Here is a 17515-nt window from a genome sequence, read left to right as displayed (position 1 = left end):
CCGAGTCCCGCTGCGGCCGGCCCCGGCGTGCCCGAAAGGGAGTGTGGAGAAACACGGACACGAGGGGCGGGCGGCCTTCAGCGCCTGCGGCGTTCCCGTCGAACACATTCGTGATCACCTCGACCGCATTTGATGTGAGACCGATCACGGGGTCGTAAGTCACTTACGAAGCCACCTAGCGGACGGGTAAACAGTCCGCACGCGCCCGTCCTCCTCCTGAGCTTTCCGGAATATCTCGGCTCTGATGAACGGCCCCGGGACTCCCTGATCCACTATGGGAGATCGTAGGTCACGTTATTGCGGGGCATTCCCTCCGCCGCTAAGAATTAAGTCCCACGGCGCCACTGTCCCGCGGTGCTTTCCAGACATTCCCGCTATTCGAAGAGGTTTCCCCATGCTTGAGACCGGCGCTCCGGGCCGAAGCCACCGACCGATGCCGGCGCGCCGGGCCGCGATCGTCGGTGTTGCCGCCTTGGGATCCGCAGCCCTTGCCTTCTCTCTCGTCACCGTCGGCTCCCACTCGGGAGGGAGCCCCACGGCCATGGCGGCCGTACCCGCCGCCTGGACCCAGGTCATCGGCGGCGGGCGGCCGAAGGCCCTGGAGTACCTGGCCGTTCAGCAGACCGTCGCGGAGACGCATGCCGGGCCTGCCCGGCACATCGTGTCGACGCACCACCACGACAAGGGCCTTCACCGCGAGAAGAGCCGTCGAGGAGACGGGGCCGCAGAGCGGCCGGCCGCCCGCACTCCGGTCTACGCGAACAATCTCAACGGCTGGATCAAGGAGTCGCTCAAGATTATGAGGAGGCACGACATCCCGGGTACGTACGACGGTCTCTACAAGAACATCATGCGCGAGTCCAGTGGGAATCCGTCGGCGACCAACGGCTGGGACGTCAACGCCAGGGACGGTGATCCGTCCATCGGCCTGCTCCAGGTCATCCGTCCGACTTTCCTGGCCTACCACGTGCCTGGCACTGCGGAGTCCCAGTACAACCCGGTCGCCAACATCGTGGCCGCGGCCAACTATGCGGCCGCCCGTTATGGCTCGATCGACAACGTTGACAGTGCGTACTGAAGATCTCCGGTATACGAATACTCCCCTTCGTTTACCCCTGCCCGGGACTATCGGGCCGGTTGCCCCTACCGGCACGTCGCGATGCCGGCGCAGACTGGGAATGCACTCCACGGATGGGTTTTTTCGGCAAAGCGGGAAGTGTATTACATCCGAGGCCGTCTCATGAGATTCCAGAACCGGCATTCCTTGCAGAACTCGGCACGCCTGCCCGCCCAGGGCTGATTCAAAGTTCAGGTGATCATGTGGCGATGCTGGTCAGGTCAGCCCGAGCAGGTCGAGCGGGCGGGTGAACGGCGTGTAGGAGACCTCCCGTAGTCCGGCGGCGATGCTGTGGTGGCCGGCGTCCCGCAGGGTGTTGATCGCGAAGTTCCGCAGTGTGGCCATGTTCTCCGGTCCGTGTCCGGTCCGGATCTCGGAGGCGTCCTCGGCGAACGTTACGTCTCTGACGTGGTGGACGGCCTCGATGCACCACTGTGACCTGGCGAGACGTCCGATGAGCTGCGGCGATGCCTCCCACGCGGTCATGTCGGTGATGGCGTGGATGGTCTGTCGGGTGACCTTGCCGGTCTTGGCGTCGGTGCGATGCCGCAGGATCTTCGCCGCCTGGACGACGTGGGGGAAGTCCAGGCCGAGGCCGGTGACGGTGAGCGTGCGTACCGAGCGGGTCTCGCGCCGCCCGTGCCCGGCCTCGCGGTCGTAGCGGCGGGCGGTCACCTCCTTCCACGGCAGGGACTTCAGCGCCGTGTGCAGGGTCGGCTGGTTGCCCTTGACGACCCGCGGGTAGTGCGCCTTCTTCACCTCCACCAGCCACTTCGCGTGCTCGCGCTGGGTGTGCAGAGCGTCGGCGGTCACTACGGTGCCGGTCAGGTCGAACGGGGTCAGCAGGGCGGTGGAGCCAGTGATTTCGTTGGTCTTGTCCGGCACCCGCAGCTGACTGACGGCGCGGCTGGCGGCCGTGACTGCGGACAGGAGGTGGGCGGCCGGGGCGGCGTCGGTGCGCGAGCCGCGGGTGGTCTTGCCGTCCACCGCGACCGACTCCGCCTCGGTCGGATCGTGTCCAAGCAGGTCGGCCAGCCCGCCGGGTCACACCAGGGTCAGCACGCGACGCAGGGTGGAGGGCGAGGCCGGACGGCGCACGCCGAGCGGTCCGCGCATATGAAACCCCAGGCGGGCAAGGATGTCTTGGGGTGCGTGGCGGGCCCACTGGCCAATGGTCAGGTAGGAGCGGGCGCCGGCCAGGACCGCACAGGCGGCGGTCGGCAGGACCGAGGTGAGGGTGTGTCGACGTCCGCGCCGGTCGCGTGGGTCGGGCAGGACGGCCAGCCGGGCTGCCGTGCCGGGGAGTTCGCGTTGTTGACGCGAGGGCGACTTGGCCAGGCAGGCGGTGGCAGACTGACACGGCAGCTGTAGTTCCGTCGTTGTCGCTGTTCAGGGACTTGCTGGGGTGGGTGCAGGCATGGGTATGGCCACCGTGATCATGAACGTTTGTGACGACGTATCGAGACGCGGTGGCCGTGGAGGCCACGGTAGCCGAGAAGGCGTGGGGCGAGGCCTTCGGAAGGGCGATGAGTGTGGTCGCGGGCTGTTTCGTGCGGCGTGAGGCACGGGCGACGGCGGCGGAGCTGGTCACGGGGCTGTTGCTCGAGGTGGACACGCGGAACTGCTGGACTCTCGGGCAGGCGTTGGGACATCCGGGGCCGCACCGGTTGCAGCATCTGCTGTCCCGGGCCCGGTTCGATCACGATCTGGCCCGCAGGGAGATCGCCGGTCTGCTTGCCGGTGAACTCGCCGGGCAGGAAGTGGTGCTGGTGGTGGACGAGACGGGCGATGCGAAGTCGTCCACGGACTGCGTGGGGGCCGGCAGGCAGTACTCGGGGGCGATCGGCGGTGTGGGTCTGTGCCAGGTGGCGGTCCACCTGGCGGCGGTCACCTCGACCACGAAGATGATCCTTGACCGGGCCCTGTACCTCCCGGCGGACTGGGCCGCGGACGAGGAACGCCGCCAGATGGCCGGGGTGCCGGAGCACGTCACCTTCGCGACGAAACCGCAGCAGGCACTGGCCATGGTCACCGACGCACTCGCCACGGGGATCGAGGCCCGCTGGTTCGCGGGCGACGAGGTGTACTGCGGACGCGAACTGCGCCGGGGCATACGCGCGCTGGATCTCGGCTACGTGGTCGGTATCCCGGCTTCGTACCAGGTCACCGACGGGGCCGGCCACCGGCGGGAGGCCCGCAAACTGGTCAACAGGGTGCGGCCCGGGCAGTGGATGCGCCGGCAGACCGGGCATGGCACCAAGGGCACCCGGGAGTACGACTGGGCCTGGCTCGACGTCCGCCCCGACGACACTCCCGACGAGAACGAGAACGAGAACGAGAACGAGAACGAGAACGAGAACGAGAACGAGAACGAGAACGAGAACGAGAACGAGAACGGGGCCGGGGCCGGGGCCGGGACGAGTGTGTTGGTCGCGCGGCGGCACCGCTACACCGGTGAGGTGTCCTTCTTCCGCTGCTGGGCGCCCGGCGACGTTTCGCTGGCCACGCTGGTGGAAGTGATCTGCCGCAGGTGGCGCATCGAGGAAGCCTTCCAGCTCGGCAAGGGCTTCACCGGACTCGACCAGGGCCAGGTGACCTGCTGGAACTCCTGGATGCGCTGGTCACTGTTCTCCCTGATCGCCGCCGCCGTCCTCGCCCTCACCACCGCAGCCGTCCACGAAGACTCCGAGCCGCCGCCCGGACTCGTCCCGCTGACCTGCCCCGAGCTCATCCGTCTCCTCCGGGCCCTTGTGCTACCCCCACCAGCCCGCGACCGTGACCACGTCCTGCACTGGATCGCCTGGCGGCGCCACCACCAAGCCGTCGCGACCACCCGCCACCAGCAACGACACCACCGCCACGATCAGCCCTGAACCAGAACTACAGCTGCCGTGACTGACGGCACATCGGAGCTCCGGGTGTTCAGGGCGACTTGCGAGGTCACCCCGTCAACCGGAGCTTCGTTGTGTTCGTGACGGGCCACCTGGAGGAGCCTCACACCGCAGTGACCAGCACCGTCACATGATCACCTGGACTTTGAATCAGCCCTGCCTCCGGCGGCGCAGCGCGTTCGCGTAGGCCCGGCCGAACTTCAGTACAGCCACCTGCCGTGTCAGCTGACAACTTTGAACCAGCCCTGGTGGTTCGTCCGGGAACTTGATTGCCTGATGGATTGCACTTTCCGCGTATGATTTATTCGCCACGCGGATATAGAGTCTTAACATCGCCAATCCACAAAGGAATGCAGCGCCTTGGCGACACTCCACACCCACAGATACGGCAGCTGTAGATGGCGGCTGCTGAATTTTCTGATCATGGTGTGGTGTCGGCGTACGTGTGCCGTTTCTGGTGGCAGAGGCGGGCGCGTTGTTGATGTCGGCGACGCCAGGTGGACCACCACAGCAGGTGGGGGCGGTCTCGTCGGGGCGGCGGGAGGATTAAGGCCCGTAGCAGGCGGAGGAGTTCGTGGCTGCTGAGGGGGACGAGGTCGGCCTCGACGGGTCGTTCCGGCCGGTCTGGGCGGCTAGTTCGAGGGTGGCGGCGACGGCCAGGAAAGCGTAGGCGACCAGGGCGATCGTGCTCCAGCGACGCCAGGAGTTCCAGCAGGTGACCTGGCCTTTGTCGAGATCGCAGGTCTCCTTCGCGTCCTGGAAGTCGTCCTCCACCCGCCACCTGAGGCACACCAGTGACACCAGTCTTGCCAGGGTCACCGGCCCGGGGGCGAAGCAGCGGTAGTAGGACACGGTGCGGGTGTAGCGGTGCCGGCGGACCAGCAGGAAGGACGTCCCCGCGTCGCGGTCGTGTGCGGCGGGGTGTCGTCGGCGGTGACCTCGATCATCGCCCAGTCGTAGTCACGTACGCCCTTCTGCCCCGCACCGGTCCGCATCCGCTGCCAGGCCCGCTTCGGCAGCCGGGCGGCCATCTGGGTCACGCTCAGCTTCGCGGCCGGGGTGGTGACCTGGCGATCGGAGCGCACGCCCACGACGTAGCGCAGGCCCAGCTCGCGGCAGGCCGTACGCAACTCCCGCCCTCCGTAGACCTCGTCGCCCAGGAAGAACGAGGCGGATATGCCCTGCTGATGGGCGGCGCGAGCCATGCGGGCCGCGAGTTGCGGCTTGCTCGCGAAGCCCAGCTCGTCGGGAACACCGGTCAGCTCACGACGCTCCTCGTCGCCGGCCCACGCCTTGGTGAAGTACAGGCGCCGGTCGATCAGGCAGTGCCCGGCGGCCGTGGCGAAGGTGAGGTGCACGGCCACCTGGCACAGAGCCACGCCGCCGACCGAGCCGGAGTACTGGCGGGCCGCGGCCACCTCGTCGGTCGAGGACTTCGCGTCCCCCGTCTCGTCCGCGATCAGGATCCCGTCGCCGTCGTCGAGCAGGTCAACGGCCCAGGCCGCCGTCCGTTCCAGCACCGTTTGTTCGTCCCACACCGCACGGGACAGCAGATGATGCAGGCGGTGCGGACCTCGCTCGCCGATCGCTTCGGCCGGGCTCCAGCAGTTGACGTCCTCGAGCTCCATCAGCATGCCCCGCGTCATCCGCGCGAACGTCTCCCTGCTCTCGGAGCGGGCGAAGCAGTCGGACAACGAGGCCGACAAGGCCCCGAAGGCCCTGTCGTGGCCTGCTCCGTCGACCGTGGTCGAAGCGGCCGTCTCGTTCTGATGTTGCGTCACACCACGTCATGATCAGGGCGGCCGTCCTCACGCCCGCACCCCACCCCATCACCCCGCTGACCAGCCACGATGAGCACAGGCAGCGCTATCTACAGCTGCCGTAGCTGAACGGTGCCTTTAGGACCGCCCCTTCGGGATTCACGTGGCACCGCTGCCTGCGGGAAACTGGTAGCCAGAATATAAAAGACAATGGGGAGCGAGATGATCGAGCTTTTCCCCAAAACTTCCACGCCACATAAGGGGAACTCATGGAGAACACAGCCGCAACAATTACGCATCAGCAGTATGCTTACATGTATAACTGGCTTGCGATCAACCCGGAGATCTCCTCAGCTCTCAAGGCAGACATTGCCGTGCTATGGTGCGCTAATGGGCGGTCTGATTTCGACATTAAACTGCCGACGATCCTCACGGCGGATCAGATCGCACTTCTGAAAACGCTCCTCGATGGAGACTGTCTTGTCAGCATGGAAAATGAGCAGCGACATCTGGCCCTGCTGAGCATGATCCAGCAACAGATCGATTCCTTGGCCTATGGTGAGCAGCTGCAGCGCGTTTCAAATGCAAATTCAAGCACCGTCTCGGATGAAGCGATCTCGGCTATGGGTAAACGGCTCGCCGAGAATCCAAAGCTCCGCCAGGCGATCAATAAGTATGCAGATATCCTTAGTGCGTGTAGCTGGGAAAGTGTCCTAACCGCTGGCATTTTTGAGCCAGATAAGCTTGAGGCACTGCAAACCGCAGTGCGCACGCTCTGGTACGCCTTTGCGGCGGATAAATATGTTGCCTCGCTGGTGATTGCGGCCGGCTATGGCCACTCCGGGGAAAAGGTGGATGATTCCCAAACGCCCCCCCTGCCGCAAGCCGATCTCCTGAAAATGAATGTATGGCTGAATCAAAACCGTGCCATTCGAGACGAGATCAAAGAGAACATGACCGAGATAGGCGAAGAGGATTGGGATTTGTATCGTCGGGGTCACACCGCCTATCTGACCCAAGACAGCGGCTCCATGCTGAACGGAGCGGTACTTCGACTGTGGGGTGGACGCAACCAAGATGCATTCATTCCTTCTCTGCAGTATATCATTTCGACGTTCAATGATGACGAACTCAGCGAGGAGAATAGGCCAACCTGGTTTACCCCTGAGCATGAGAGCACGATTGAGGTTCTCTGGCCAGGGGGAAACCCGTTCCATATTCTTGCCGCGCTGGTGCCGCGCTGGGCCACGGACAATGGTGAAGTTTGTGTCGCGCGGCTCGACGCGAAATTGAAGCGCCGGGTCGCCGCAATGAAGCCGGCGGGTATCAAATACCCAGAGGTGATCGATGCCACCATCAGTGGCGTGTCGACAAGACATCCAGTAGAGGAGGGGACGTGGAAGGCTCTGATCAAGGACAAGCGAGGGGAAAAGGCGTACGTCCGGGGTGAGAAGGGATCGCGGCCAACCAAGAAATCGAATTGGCATCGCAAGGCGGAGTGGGCGGATTCTCCCGAGCTTGATGACACGCAAAAGTCAGTGGTCGAAGCGGCCAGGATGTTCGCTTCAGAGCTTGCGCGTAGTGCCGCGGTTTACCTTGAGCAGCTTGCCAACGGGTTGCACGAGGAAATGGACCCGGATGTGAAGACGGTTCACAAGCTCTACACGACCCTCTTGAACGCGAAGCCGACCCCAGAATCCGTATCGGCAGCGGCGAAACTCTACGAAGAACTTTCAGTGAAACTTGCTAAAATCCCGGTGAAGAATTGGCACAAAAATCACAAACGCCAAGGACCTGATGTCACGGATTCAGTCAGGGCGTTCACCGTCGCGGGGAATTCCGGTATACCCGTGCATGTGACGTCTTCGTTCTACGATACCGATCCGCAGATGCAGGCTTTGGATCTTCTGCATGAATCAACCCACATGTACTACTCCACGACGGACGAGGGAGGGTCAGGTCTTAGTGGCATCAAGACGAATGCCAGGGAGGGGCTGGGTCTAGAGCGTGCCTACAACATCGAATGGTTCGCGCGGGCGATTTACAGGAATGAAGAAACACTGCTGGGCGGTGCCACTTCGGATGACGAGCCGCCACGCAAGAAGGATGAAGAGGCGAAGAATGATCCGATCGTGCCCGGTGAGATGAACGATGACCAGAATGGTCAGGTGGAGGCTGCCAAGAAGAACGCTGCCGGCTTCGCGCAGAATGCCCTCACATACTTTGAGACTGCGGTCAGTGGGGGCGAGGAGAAGTTGCTCGTCGACTGGTTCGGAAAATCATGGAGAGAGAAATCTCTCGGAGAGATAAGGGTAACGCTCACAGGAATGACTAGCGTGCTCGGTGACATTCCTGTCTATCGCTACGGTGGTGGCGGGGATTTGAAGGCAAAATTCACCGCGTGGACCGATACCGGGAAGGCTGTGTACGTGACGGACACGTTCTTCAGTGACTTCTCAAGCGATCAGCAGGCCTTTGTGATACTCCACGAATCGAGCCACTATGTAGACGGGGCCATCTTGGACTATGACCTGTCTCGGGCCAATGGAACCAGCAGGCCTGGCGCACGACTCATCGCCCATTCCGATACGGGGACGGCCGCGAAATCCGCTTACAATATCCAGCATTTCGCGGAAAGCGTCAATGGCCAGGTCTGATTCATATTGAATCGAAATAGTTCGACTGCCTGCCGAGAGCTCGCTGACCTGCGACGACGAACCAAAAGAACAGGCAACCGAACCTTTTTTTGACTCAATAATCCTGATGGCCTGGTGAACCTGCTGGGCACAGGGATGTGGCGAACCTTCAGTGCGGCATTTGGTGCATGCATCGAAGCTCCGATGATCAAGGGGACCGACCAAGTCACCCGATCACCGGAGCTTCGGTGTGTCGTCAGTCTGACATCGTCTGTCTGGGCATTGTCACGTTGTCGGTGGGGGTCTGGGGTGATCTTCGGGTTGTCCGTCCGGCGAGGGGTGGGGTTCGTGTCGTCCAGCACGCCGTCGTATGCGAATCACCGTTACCCGGTGGAGATCATTTCGCATTGTGTGCGGCTGTACTTCCGCTTCCCTCTCTCCTTCCGCGAGGTGGAGGAGATGATGCTCGAGCAGGGTGTGGTCGTCTCCTACGAGAGCATCCGGCGTTGGTGCCTGAAGTTCGGCCAGGCCTACGCCAACGCCCTGCGCCGCTGGCGCCCGCGGCCTGGCGGCAAATGGCACTTGGACGAGGTGTTCATCAAGATCAGCGGGGTGCGGAAGTACCAACACCGTTGCGTTAAGCCTATGGCCGGCGGCGCAACCCGGTCATGAAAGACGAACGGTACTCCTGATAGATCATCTTGCGACCAAGCGAGAAGATCGTTGGGAGTCCCGTTGCAGGAGCAGTCTGCCACCATGCCCGGCGCCGGGAGTGCACCGGGTGTGTACGCACCGGGTCATCTGGGCGAGTTGACCCAGATCGTCGATTTCGAGCTGGTGGACGCAGTTCTTGAGGAGACGGGAGCGCGGGAGTAGCGGGTACGGCTGCTGCCTGCCCGTGTGGTGGTGTACTTCGTCCTGGCCCTGGCCCTGTTCGAGCACTGCTCCTACCGGGTGGTCTGGGAGAAGCTGACCGCCCGCCTACCCGGGACGGTCCTCGCGCGTCCGGCCGTGTCCTCGCTGGCCCGGGCCCGGCGGTGGCTGGGCGCCCGCCCGCTCAGGGCCCTGTTCGAGGCGGTAGCCGGTCCCGTCGGCGAGCGCCACCGTCCCGGCGTCTACTACCGGGACCTGCGCACGGTGGCGGTCGATGGCACCTGCCTGCATGTGCCCGAGGACGAGCAGGTCACCTGGCGCTACCCCAAGCGGGCTGGGGAGCACAGAGCGGCCTGCTACCCGCTCTTGCGTCTGCTGGTGATCGTCGAGTGCGGCACCCGGACCCTGCTCGCTGCTGCCTTCGGCCCCGAGAGTGATGGCGAGATTCGCTACGCCACCCGTCTGACCGGCGCGTTAGATGCCTCGATGCTGCTGCTGGCCGACGCCGCATTCGACGCCCGCGACATGCTGGAGAAGGTGAGCGCCACCGGCGCTCATTTCCTGGTCCGCTCTGGTGCGCGCCGAGGGGCCCTCGCGGATGAAACCCCAGGCGGGAGAGGGTGTCCTGGGGTGCGTGACGGGCCCACTGCCCGATCGATTGATAAGAACGGGCGCCGGCCAGGGACTGCGCACGCGGCCGTCAGTAATACCGAGGCGAGGGTATGGCCACGTCCGCGCCGGTCACGCGGATCGGGCAGAGCACTCAACCGAACTTGGAGAGTCACCTTGATCATCAGAGCTTCGTTGCGTACGTAACTGCCGTAGTGAAGGTTCGTCACACCCCCGTGACCTGCTGTTTCCCCCAGCAACCAGGACTATGAATCAGCCCTGGGGCGGAAGGCACCCGGGCCCAGAGTCCTGAGCCGGCCGAAGCGCCCAGCGGGCAGGTCGTCGACCTCATGGCCGCTCTGGAGAAGTCGGTGCAGGATGCGAAGGCGGCCCGCGGCGAGCACGGCCAGGAGGACGCGACCGTCCACGAGATCAACACCGACGCCCCAGCGAAGAAGACGGCGGCGAAGAAGACCGCCGCCCGCGCCCGCAAGACGTCACCCAGCAGCGCCTGACCCAAGGCCACAGTGGCCCAGCGGCGCGAGTGGAACGGCCGCACCTGGATGGGTAGAGCCGGGGCCCTCCGGCCTGCGCTGCCCGGAAATGAGGCCGCTTGAGGTCGACACGGTTCGACTCAGTGGGTGTCGATCCCCTTCCACCCATGTCCGAGCCCTCGACGTCGCGGCCGGGGCGCCGCGCGGGCGCGCACCAGCGGGGTGCTCAGGGCGGTCTCAGGGGCACACCTTGGCGGCGGGATCTGCTGCACCACCTTCGCCGCGCAACGTGGGCGGGTTGCCGTCATGGCGTAGTCCGTGCCCGTTCCGGCCGCCTGAATCACGGCCGTCTGCTCTTCCTCGACAGGACCGTGTCGTCCGACCCTACCCTGGGCGCGCAGCAGGCTCGTGGTCGTGTCGGGGTTGGGCGTTGCGCAGGCGGATGCCGCTGTAGGCGAGGGTGCTGGTGGTGACGGTGTCCCAGAATTCCCACAGGTTGTTGAGGATGCGGAGTTGGATGCCGGCGTCGTGGTGGAGTTGCAGGAGGTCGCCGACCGGTTCGGCGGGCCCCAGCGGCTCGACGGGCTCGTTGGCGACGTGGGCGTGGGGGAGAGGTTCGCCGATGGGGCGGAAGGGGGCGGCCGGGAGGCGGTAGGCGTAGAGGTCGACGGTGAGGAAGCGGTGCACCCACCCGTATTCGATGGCGTGGACCCGCCGGCCGCCACCGGGGCCGATGATGCGCTCGACGTCGGCTTCGGCCGTGTCCGGGCCGGCCCAGGCCATGGCGCGGGGGCACTGGCGGGGGAAGAAGTAGTGGGGAGCCTGACCGGCGTCGACGGCCCACACGACTGCTTCCGGGTGCCGCGCGGTGGCAGCGATGTGCGGGCGGAACACGGAGATCGTCGGGTCTTCCGAGAAGTGCAGGACTTCCCCCGGGCGTGGACGCATGGACCGGTTCTACCAGCCGGCCCGCGTCCTGTTCCACCGAAGACCCGGATTCGAGCCGTCCTGCTGCGTCGGCCCCAGGGGCGCTTGTGCCGCGTCACCGATGTCCGTGCGCGCCTGGCCGCTGGAGTGCACCCCGGCGTCGACCGGCCCGTCGGCGCCCTCCCACATCCCCTGAAACGTCAGCTTCGGCTCTGTGCCGGCCGACGCGCGGTGTCGTGCTGGGTGTCCGCCGTGCGGCAGGGCGGGCGGGACACTTCCGGTCATGGACGTGGAGTCGCTGGAGCTGGAGTTGGAGCTGTACGGGCTGAAGCCGTCGGAGTTCACCGCGGCCCGGGACGCGTACGTGGCCCAGGCCCGAAAAGGCCGGAGACAAGCAACTCGCCACGGCGATCGCCGCGATGCGCAAGCCGACGCTCGCGGCGTGGACCACCGGACTGCTGCCCCGACACCGACCGCAGGAGGCGCGGGCCTTGGTGTAACTCGGTGACGCGCTGCGTGCCGCCCACCGGGCGCTGGATGCTGGGCAGCTGCGGAAGCTGTCGCATGATCAGCATGTGGTGATCGGCGAGCTCGCGCGCACAGCACGCTCCCTGGCCGCCGAGTCCGGGCAGCAGGTGAGCGAGCCGGTACTGCACGAGCTCGAACAGATCCTCCACACGGTGTTGGCCGATGCGGAGGTCGCTGAGCGGTGGCAGGCGGGCCGACTGGCCAAGGCCCCGGAGGCGACGTCGGGGTTCACCGGCCTTGAACCGCTGCCCGGTGCGGCCCCACCACTACGGGAACAGCCGGCCGCCGCCGGGACCCGATCGCGACCCAAGGCATCCCCCGAGCCGGAACAGGCCTCTGACGCTGCTGCAGCGCGGGCACGTCGTGAACGGTTGGCCAAGACCGGGGCGGAGGCGGAGCGCCTGGAGGCGGAACATGCAGCCGCGCAGGAGCGGGCGGCCCGTGCGGCCGCCGCGGTGGCCGCGGCCGAGGACGAGGTACGGGCGGCGAAGGACCGGCTGGCGACGGTGCGCACGACGAGCTCGGAGGCTGCCGCCGGACTGAGAGCGGCCGGCCGGGCGGCCACGAAGGCACGGGCACAGGCGGAGACCGCGGCCCGGAGGCTGGACAAGCTTACCGACACCGAGGGGTGAACCGCGCCGAGTTCCGCCAGCATTTCGCCGGTACCGGCCCGCCCGACGCGGCGGCTGCGGCATCGTCTTGGGCAGGCAGCCCCGAGCGGTGGGCCGCCTGAAGGCAGGACGGGGAGGGCGTCGTGAGCAGGCGCGAGACCTGGACGACGGAAGAGTTCGGCACATCCCACACCGGCGCCGTCGAGGTCGTCCTCGCCGACGGCACCGTTCCCGGCCCGGTGTACTTCGACACCTCCTCGGGCGGGGAGGGGAGGCTATCTCGCAGTGGCACCTCTACGACGGCCGCCGGCCCCGCGTCGAGCGCGCGGCCGGACTGCGTGGGGTGTGTTCGTGCGGCTGGGCGGGCCCCGACCGGCTCCTCGACTGGGAGACGATCGGTGACCAGGACCTGCTGGATGGCGGGGCCGAGGAGGCGGATGCCTGCGAGCGGGACTGGGACGGCCACACGGCCCAGGTCGAGGAGACGACGGTCCCGCTGCCGGAAACGGTCACCACGCTGCTGGAGCGCCTGGAGGAGGAGATCGAGCGGCTGACGAAGACTTCCCCGGTCGCGGGGGTGCGGGCGGCCCGCCGCCTGGAGGTGGTCGCCGAGCGGGTCGGCTACTGGGCGGCCCGCGGCACCGCCGCCGACCTCGACACCGCGCAGGCCGCCACCCACCTAGGGCTCGACGAGGACGCGGCACGCAAACTGATGGCCCGCTTCGGACGGTGGAGCCCGTACCGATGACCACGCTGGTCCGGGCGAAGGAGGCGGCCCGCCCGGACCGACGTGCGAAGGAAGACCCGGACGAGCTCCACCAACCAGCCTGCCAGGACAGCACATCCGCACGCTGCGGCCACGCTGCTCCGGGGAAACGGGTCCCGTCCTGCGGCCTACAGGGCGCTCTCGTAGACGACGGTCGTGGTGGGGCAGTCCTTGGCGAGCCCCAGGAGCGCCTGGACCTCAGCCTCGTCGGCCGCGAGGCCCCACTCAGCTTGGTCCCGACCCAGCTCGCGGCGTACGAGCAGTGATACGAGCCATCCGACGGCATCCACTCCGCCGGGTCCTTGTCGGACTTGCTGCGGTTGGAGGCGGCGGAGACCGCGATCAGGGTGTCGGGGCTGGCCTGGTCGTTGGCGTAGGCCTCCCGCCGTGCCGCTGACCAGGGGGTTCGTTCAACTGGCAGGAAGCGCTATTCGAATCGTGCGGTATTCCCGGCTCGTGAGCGCCGAACAGACGCCGACGGGGACGTCAGCGGGTCGCAGCGCCACTCGTAGCGCCACGCCGTGTCCAGGTCTGCAGGCGCCGGGACCGTCCGCACGGTCGTGGCCGGCATCGGAGCAGCCCGCAGACAGCCCGACCGGTCGCAGGTCCAAATCCTGTAGCCGCTATCAATGCGAACAGCCCCCTCGGCCATCAGGCCGAGGGGGCTGTTCGCATTTCAAGGCTCCGTGGGCCGGTATCAGTTGGTGCCTGGGGTTGTGCTCAGAGGAGTCGGTTGTAGGTGTTCCAGCCCGAGCTGGCCTCGATTCTTCACTTGCGGTGTGACGCTGGTCGGCTCGGTGGTTTGCCCGTAATGTCCTCTGTCGTTCGAGGATGGGCCGTCGCGTGACGCTGCGGGGCGTCGGGTTCCACGGGCCCGAGGGTGCTGCGGGTCCTCTCCTCTGCGGTGTCGTTGGGGTGGTGGCTGTCCGTCAGGTGAGGGATGGGAGCTGGGTGGCCCGCTGCCAGGCGGTGGCGAACGCCGGCGCCCAGGGCCAGGCGCGGTCGAGGTGCAGGGTGCGCCGGCGGGCGTGGGTGGTGAGGCGGGCGGGCAAGTGGTAGAGCTTCGTCCGGATCGTCTCCGGTTCGGCGGCGGCGAGTTCGGGTTCGTCGTGCAGGAGGAGGAGCCGGGTCCAGGCGTCCAGGTCGGCGGCGATCGTGGCGGCCAGCATCCAGGCGGCGTTGAGCTGTAAGGACTTGGAGGGCAGCAGCCCGAGCCCGACCCTCTTGATCGCTTTCACGCGGTCCTCGACCTCGGCGTGATCACGGTAGAGAGCGTCGACGAACCACACCTGTCCGGAGCCCGGAACCCCGGAAAGTCCCTGGTGGGCGGGGATGTTCGTGGCGATGATCTGGTAGCGCCAGCCGGTGTGCTGCTCGAAAGCGGTCAGCTTCTTCAGGTCGCGGCGCGAGGGTTTGACCCGGCGCACGATCAGCCGTATCCCCTCGGGCCAGCCGCCAAGGTCGCGGACCCCGGTCAGCTCGGCTGCCTGGTAGGTGACTTTCTGTCCGTCCGGCCCCTTGATCTCGTGGACCTCGCCGTCTTGGCGCAGGGCTTCACTCCATACGTTGTCGGGCAGCAGCGCGATCGCGGCCTCGTCGGCGGTGTTGATGGCCCAGCCCGTCACCCAGCGCACCCGGCGGCGGCTGGTGCTCAGCGCCTGCAGATGCTCAAGGAGGCCGTGGCTGAAGGCCGCGCCGTCGATCCTCACCAGCAGCTTCGACCACAGCGGCAGCGGGAGCTGACGTAGCGCGGCGGCCAGGACGCTCTTGTGGTCGGCGATGTCGTTGGACGCCGCGTTGCCCGGCCGCAGCAGCATCGTCACGCATTCGCGGGTGTTGGCCACCCACGCGCCCAGCGGATGATGCCCATAGCCGCCCTTGAACGTGCCGGCCGCGCCCTCCTTGCCACTGGTGCAGGTCACCAGGGTGGCGTCGAGATCGAGGACGTACCAGCCGGTGAGCTTGCGCCCGCATACCGAGATCCAGGGGAACCCGCCGGGGCGCAGGGCGAGCAGCGTCCACACCCCACGCCGTATCACGGCGCGCACGCGCTCCACCCGGGCTACGACCGGACCGTCGATGGCTTCCAGCGTGCGCCACAGAGTGCTGTCCGAGACCGGACGGGGGAACAACGGCCGCCAGTGATGCTGCAGTTGCTCGGCCTGCAGGATGTTCCTCGCGCCGAGGACGATCGCGCAGGCCAGCTGGACCAGCACCATCCCGCGATCCCGCCACCCCGGCCCGACGCCCTGCGGCAGCGCGACGGTCAGGGCCCGGGTCAGCCCGACGCGGTCCGCTGTCCGGCGCAGCAGCACCACGCCCGCGTGCCCGACCAGGTTCCTGCCGTCGGCCCGCACGACGAGCCGGTGATCCCATTCGGTAGCCTGCACCTGTTGGGTGCCCCCACTCTGCGACGTTCTTGATCTAGGAAATCCAGATCATCGCAGGTCAGGGGCACCCTTCCACTGTCAGGGCGTCACATCACTGACGAACGGCCCTCGTAGCTGAATACACGAGGCTGATGCGGGTGCGGGCGTCGAACGGGTCGGTCGGGTTGCCGGTGCCCTTGTACAGCCACAGGACGCCTGTGGTGTCGCGGGCGAGGAGGTCGGGCTTGCCGTCGCGGTAGATGTCACCGGCGCCGATGAGCTGGTTGTAGATGTTCCAGCCGCCGCCGACCCGGGTGCGGGGCGCGTACGGGCCATTGCCGGAGAACTGGCGCTGGTAGTGCCAGAGCACACCGGCGGCGTCGCGCCCGACGAGTTCACCGTTCCCGGCCATCGCGCTCGCGGGGGTGCCGGACGGGTACCAGAGCCGCTCGGTGACCGGAGTCAGCTTGGTCAGCTGGTCGTAGGTGTTCCAGCCTCCACCGACCAGATACTCGTCACTGGACAGCGAGCCCTCCTCGCTCGCGCCGTACGCGAACATCTGGCCGCTGCCGTCGCGAGCGAGGAGCTGGTTGAGCCGACGCAGCGGCCCGCTGCCCACCTTGAAGGAGGCCGCATCCCGCCTGGAACCCTTACTGGGGCTACCGGTGTAGATGTTGCTGGTGCTGTCCACGATGAGGGGAGTCGTGCCGCTGCCCTTGGGTACCGTGACGGTGAACTCGATCCAGTGCTCGCCTGCGGTGTAGTTGCAGGTGGCGTTCGCCCAGCGCCAGGTGATGGCCGGGTCGAGCGTGCACGACATGCCCTTGCTGGTGCGCAGATCGCTCAGCTGGGCGAGCGAGCCGGATCCCCACTCGGGTGCACCCGCGCCCGGCAGGTAGACGAGATTCCGCCAACCCGCGTCCAGAGCGTGCACGTCGATGCGGTGGCGGACCGACTTCCCGGCCGGGACATCGGGTGTGTGGAAGGTGACCGTATTGCGGGCGGCCCGCTTCAGGGATTTCACCGTCACCTTCGACGAGCCGCCGGTCGAGCTGTCGGGGCGGGTGCCGGCACTCTGCGCCACCTTTAGGCCGTGTCCTATGTGGTGAGGCGGGCGAGCCGTTTGTAGCAGCAGATGGCTGCGGCGAGGCTCAGAAAGGCCAGGTAGTTGCGGGGGTGGCGTTCGTAGCGGTGGTTGAGGCGGCGGTAGCCGGTCAGCCACGACATGGTCCGCTCGATCACCCACCGGCGCCGGCCGAGTCGTTCCGATGACTCGACGCCCTTGCGTGCGATACGGACCCCGATCCGTTTCCCGCGTAACCATTTTCGCAGGTGGGGAATGTCGTAGGCCTTGTCGGCGTGGAGGCGCCGGGGCTTGAAGTAGCGGCCACGGTGGGGGTCGTGTCTCGTTTGGTGGCCCGTGATCATGGGCTTGAGCGCGAGGCTGTCGTGGGTGTTGGCGGCGCTGATGCCGACGAGGAGGGGCAGTCCGTTCGCATCCGACAGGACGTGCATCTTGGAGCCCGGCTTGCCCCGGTCCACGGGGCTCGGACCTGTGAGTTCGCCCCCTTTTTAGCGCGGACGTGGGCGGAGTCCAGGACTGCGCGGGAGAGGTCGAGGAGGCCGGCGTCGTCGAGGCGGTGCAGGATCTCCTCGTGTAGCCGGCCCCAGACTCCGGCTCTCGACCAGATCAGGAACCTGCGGTGGGCGGTCGACTTCGATATCCCGAAGCACGGCGGTAGTGACCGCCAAGCGCATCCGCTGACCAGCACGTAGATGATCGCTGCGAACAGCGTCTCATCAGGCGTATCCGCAGTTCCGCCACCCTGCGCCCGCACCTTCGAGGGGGGGGATCAGCGGCTCCGCGATATCCCACAGCCCGTCCGGAACAATCCAACTCCAAGTACCCCGCCCCATGCAAAGCTCAACGACGC

At 66.5% G+C, this 17515-nt stretch carries 13 protein-coding genes and 3 pseudogenes; 8 read left to right on the top strand and 8 right to left on the bottom strand.

The genetic code is table 11. The features are described from left to right. The first annotated feature begins 394 nt into the window (after nucleotides 1–394). Complete coding sequence (locus OG435_RS33055; protein WP_266882488.1) at nucleotides 395–1078, top strand: transglycosylase SLT domain-containing protein; 684 nt, start codon at nucleotides 395–397, stop codon at nucleotides 1076–1078. A gap of 255 nt (nucleotides 1079–1333) precedes the next feature. On the opposite strand, the gene OG435_RS33050 is transcribed toward OG435_RS33055, so the two are convergent. Further along, nucleotides 1334–2143 (bottom strand): ISAs1 family transposase, encoded by an 810-nt coding sequence (locus tag OG435_RS33050; protein WP_266886326.1) that lies wholly within the window; start codon nucleotides 2141–2143, stop codon nucleotides 1334–1336. Between the two features lie 18 nt (nucleotides 2144–2161). Continuing rightward, nucleotides 2162–2392: a transposase family protein gene (locus tag OG435_RS50410; protein ID WP_353962803.1), complete on the bottom strand. Its 231-nt coding sequence runs from the start codon at nucleotides 2390–2392 to the stop codon at nucleotides 2162–2164. Between the two features lie 173 nt (nucleotides 2393–2565). On the opposite strand from OG435_RS50410, the gene OG435_RS33045 reads away from it, so the two are divergent. Then, nucleotides 2566–3990 (top strand): IS701 family transposase, encoded by a 1425-nt coding sequence (locus OG435_RS33045; RefSeq protein ID WP_266882486.1) that lies wholly within the window; start codon nucleotides 2566–2568, stop codon nucleotides 3988–3990. 439 nt (nucleotides 3991–4429) lie between these two features. Here OG435_RS33045 and OG435_RS50780 read toward each other — a convergent pair. Then, nucleotides 4430–5789 (bottom strand): annotated as a pseudogene (locus OG435_RS50780) (IS701 family transposase). Between the two features lie 248 nt (nucleotides 5790–6037). On the opposite strand from OG435_RS50780, the gene OG435_RS33025 reads away from it, so the two are divergent. From OG435_RS33025 to OG435_RS33010, 4 genes and pseudogenes are all read left to right on the top strand, one after another. After that, nucleotides 6038–8425 carry a hypothetical protein gene (locus tag OG435_RS33025; RefSeq protein WP_266882479.1) on the top strand — a complete coding sequence of 796 codons (2388 nt, stop codon included), beginning with the start codon at nucleotides 6038–6040 and terminating at the stop codon, nucleotides 8423–8425. 327 nt (nucleotides 8426–8752) lie between these two features. Next, nucleotides 8753–9043, top strand: a pseudogene (locus OG435_RS33020) (IS6 family transposase); the annotation flags it as partial. A gap of 246 nt (nucleotides 9044–9289) precedes the next feature. Beyond that, the gene (locus OG435_RS33015) at nucleotides 9290–10093 is read left to right on the top strand and encodes a transposase domain-containing protein (protein WP_323188020.1); all 804 of its coding nucleotides are present in this window, start codon (nucleotides 9290–9292) and stop codon (nucleotides 10091–10093) included. A 143-nt stretch (nucleotides 10094–10236) separates the two neighbouring features. Beyond that, nucleotides 10237–10401, top strand: a complete 165-nt coding sequence (locus OG435_RS33010; RefSeq protein ID WP_323187960.1) for a hypothetical protein — start codon at nucleotides 10237–10239, stop codon at nucleotides 10399–10401. 363 nt (nucleotides 10402–10764) lie between these two features. Here the strand turns inward: OG435_RS33010 and OG435_RS33005 are convergent, their stop codons facing one another. Next, nucleotides 10765–11328: a DUF6886 family protein gene (locus OG435_RS33005; protein ID WP_266882477.1), complete on the bottom strand. Its 564-nt coding sequence runs from the start codon at nucleotides 11326–11328 to the stop codon at nucleotides 10765–10767. A 554-nt stretch (nucleotides 11329–11882) separates the two neighbouring features. Here OG435_RS33005 and OG435_RS33000 point away from each other — a divergent pair. Both OG435_RS33000 and OG435_RS32995 read left to right on the top strand, forming a co-directional pair. Further along, the gene (locus tag OG435_RS33000) at nucleotides 11883–12467 is read left to right on the top strand and encodes a hypothetical protein (protein ID WP_266882475.1); all 585 of its coding nucleotides are present in this window, start codon (nucleotides 11883–11885) and stop codon (nucleotides 12465–12467) included. Between the two features lie 322 nt (nucleotides 12468–12789). Further along, nucleotides 12790–13194, top strand: coding sequence for a hypothetical protein (locus OG435_RS32995; RefSeq protein ID WP_266882473.1), 405 nt, complete (start codon nucleotides 12790–12792; stop codon nucleotides 13192–13194). A 146-nt stretch (nucleotides 13195–13340) separates the two neighbouring features. On the opposite strand, the gene OG435_RS50205 is transcribed toward OG435_RS32995, so the two are convergent. The 4 genes and pseudogenes from OG435_RS50205 to OG435_RS32975 all read right to left on the bottom strand — a co-directional run bounded on the left by OG435_RS50205 (nucleotide 13341) and on the right by OG435_RS32975 (nucleotide 17498). Continuing rightward, nucleotides 13341–13502 (bottom strand): hypothetical protein, encoded by a 162-nt coding sequence (locus OG435_RS50205; protein ID WP_323187959.1) that lies wholly within the window; start codon nucleotides 13500–13502, stop codon nucleotides 13341–13343. A 639-nt stretch (nucleotides 13503–14141) separates the two neighbouring features. Further along, the gene (locus OG435_RS32985) at nucleotides 14142–15602 is read right to left on the bottom strand and encodes an IS1380 family transposase (protein ID WP_266874726.1); all 1461 of its coding nucleotides are present in this window, start codon (nucleotides 15600–15602) and stop codon (nucleotides 14142–14144) included. A gap of 91 nt (nucleotides 15603–15693) precedes the next feature. Beyond that, entirely contained in the window at nucleotides 15694–16665 is a 972-nt protein-coding gene (locus OG435_RS32980; protein WP_266882471.1) for a hypothetical protein, read from the bottom strand. A gap of 14 nt (nucleotides 16666–16679) precedes the next feature. Next, nucleotides 16680–17498 (bottom strand): annotated as a pseudogene (locus OG435_RS32975) (IS5 family transposase). Nucleotides 17499–17515 lie beyond the last annotated feature (17 nt).

This window comes from Streptomyces sp. NBC_01264, assembly GCF_026340675.1.
Lineage (GTDB): Bacteria > Actinomycetota > Actinomycetes > Streptomycetales > Streptomycetaceae > Streptomyces.
This window is presented reverse-complemented; position numbering and strand designations above follow the sequence as displayed.

What these genes read in the sequence shown, in the direction of transcription:
- OG435_RS33055 (WP_266882488.1), top strand. Translation starts at nt 395, where the DNA reads ATGCTTGAGACCGGCGCTCCGGGCCGAAGCCACCGACCGATGCCGGCG.
- OG435_RS33025 (WP_266882479.1), top strand. Translation starts at nt 6,038, where the DNA reads ATGGAGAACACAGCCGCAACAATTACGCATCAGCAGTATGCTTACATG.
- OG435_RS33010 (WP_323187960.1), top strand. Translation starts at nt 10,237, where the DNA reads ATGGCCGCTCTGGAGAAGTCGGTGCAGGATGCGAAGGCGGCCCGCGGC.
- OG435_RS33005 (WP_266882477.1), bottom strand. Translation starts at nt 11,328, where the DNA reads ATGCGTCCACGCCCGGGGGAAGTCCTGCACTTCTCGGAAGACCCGACG.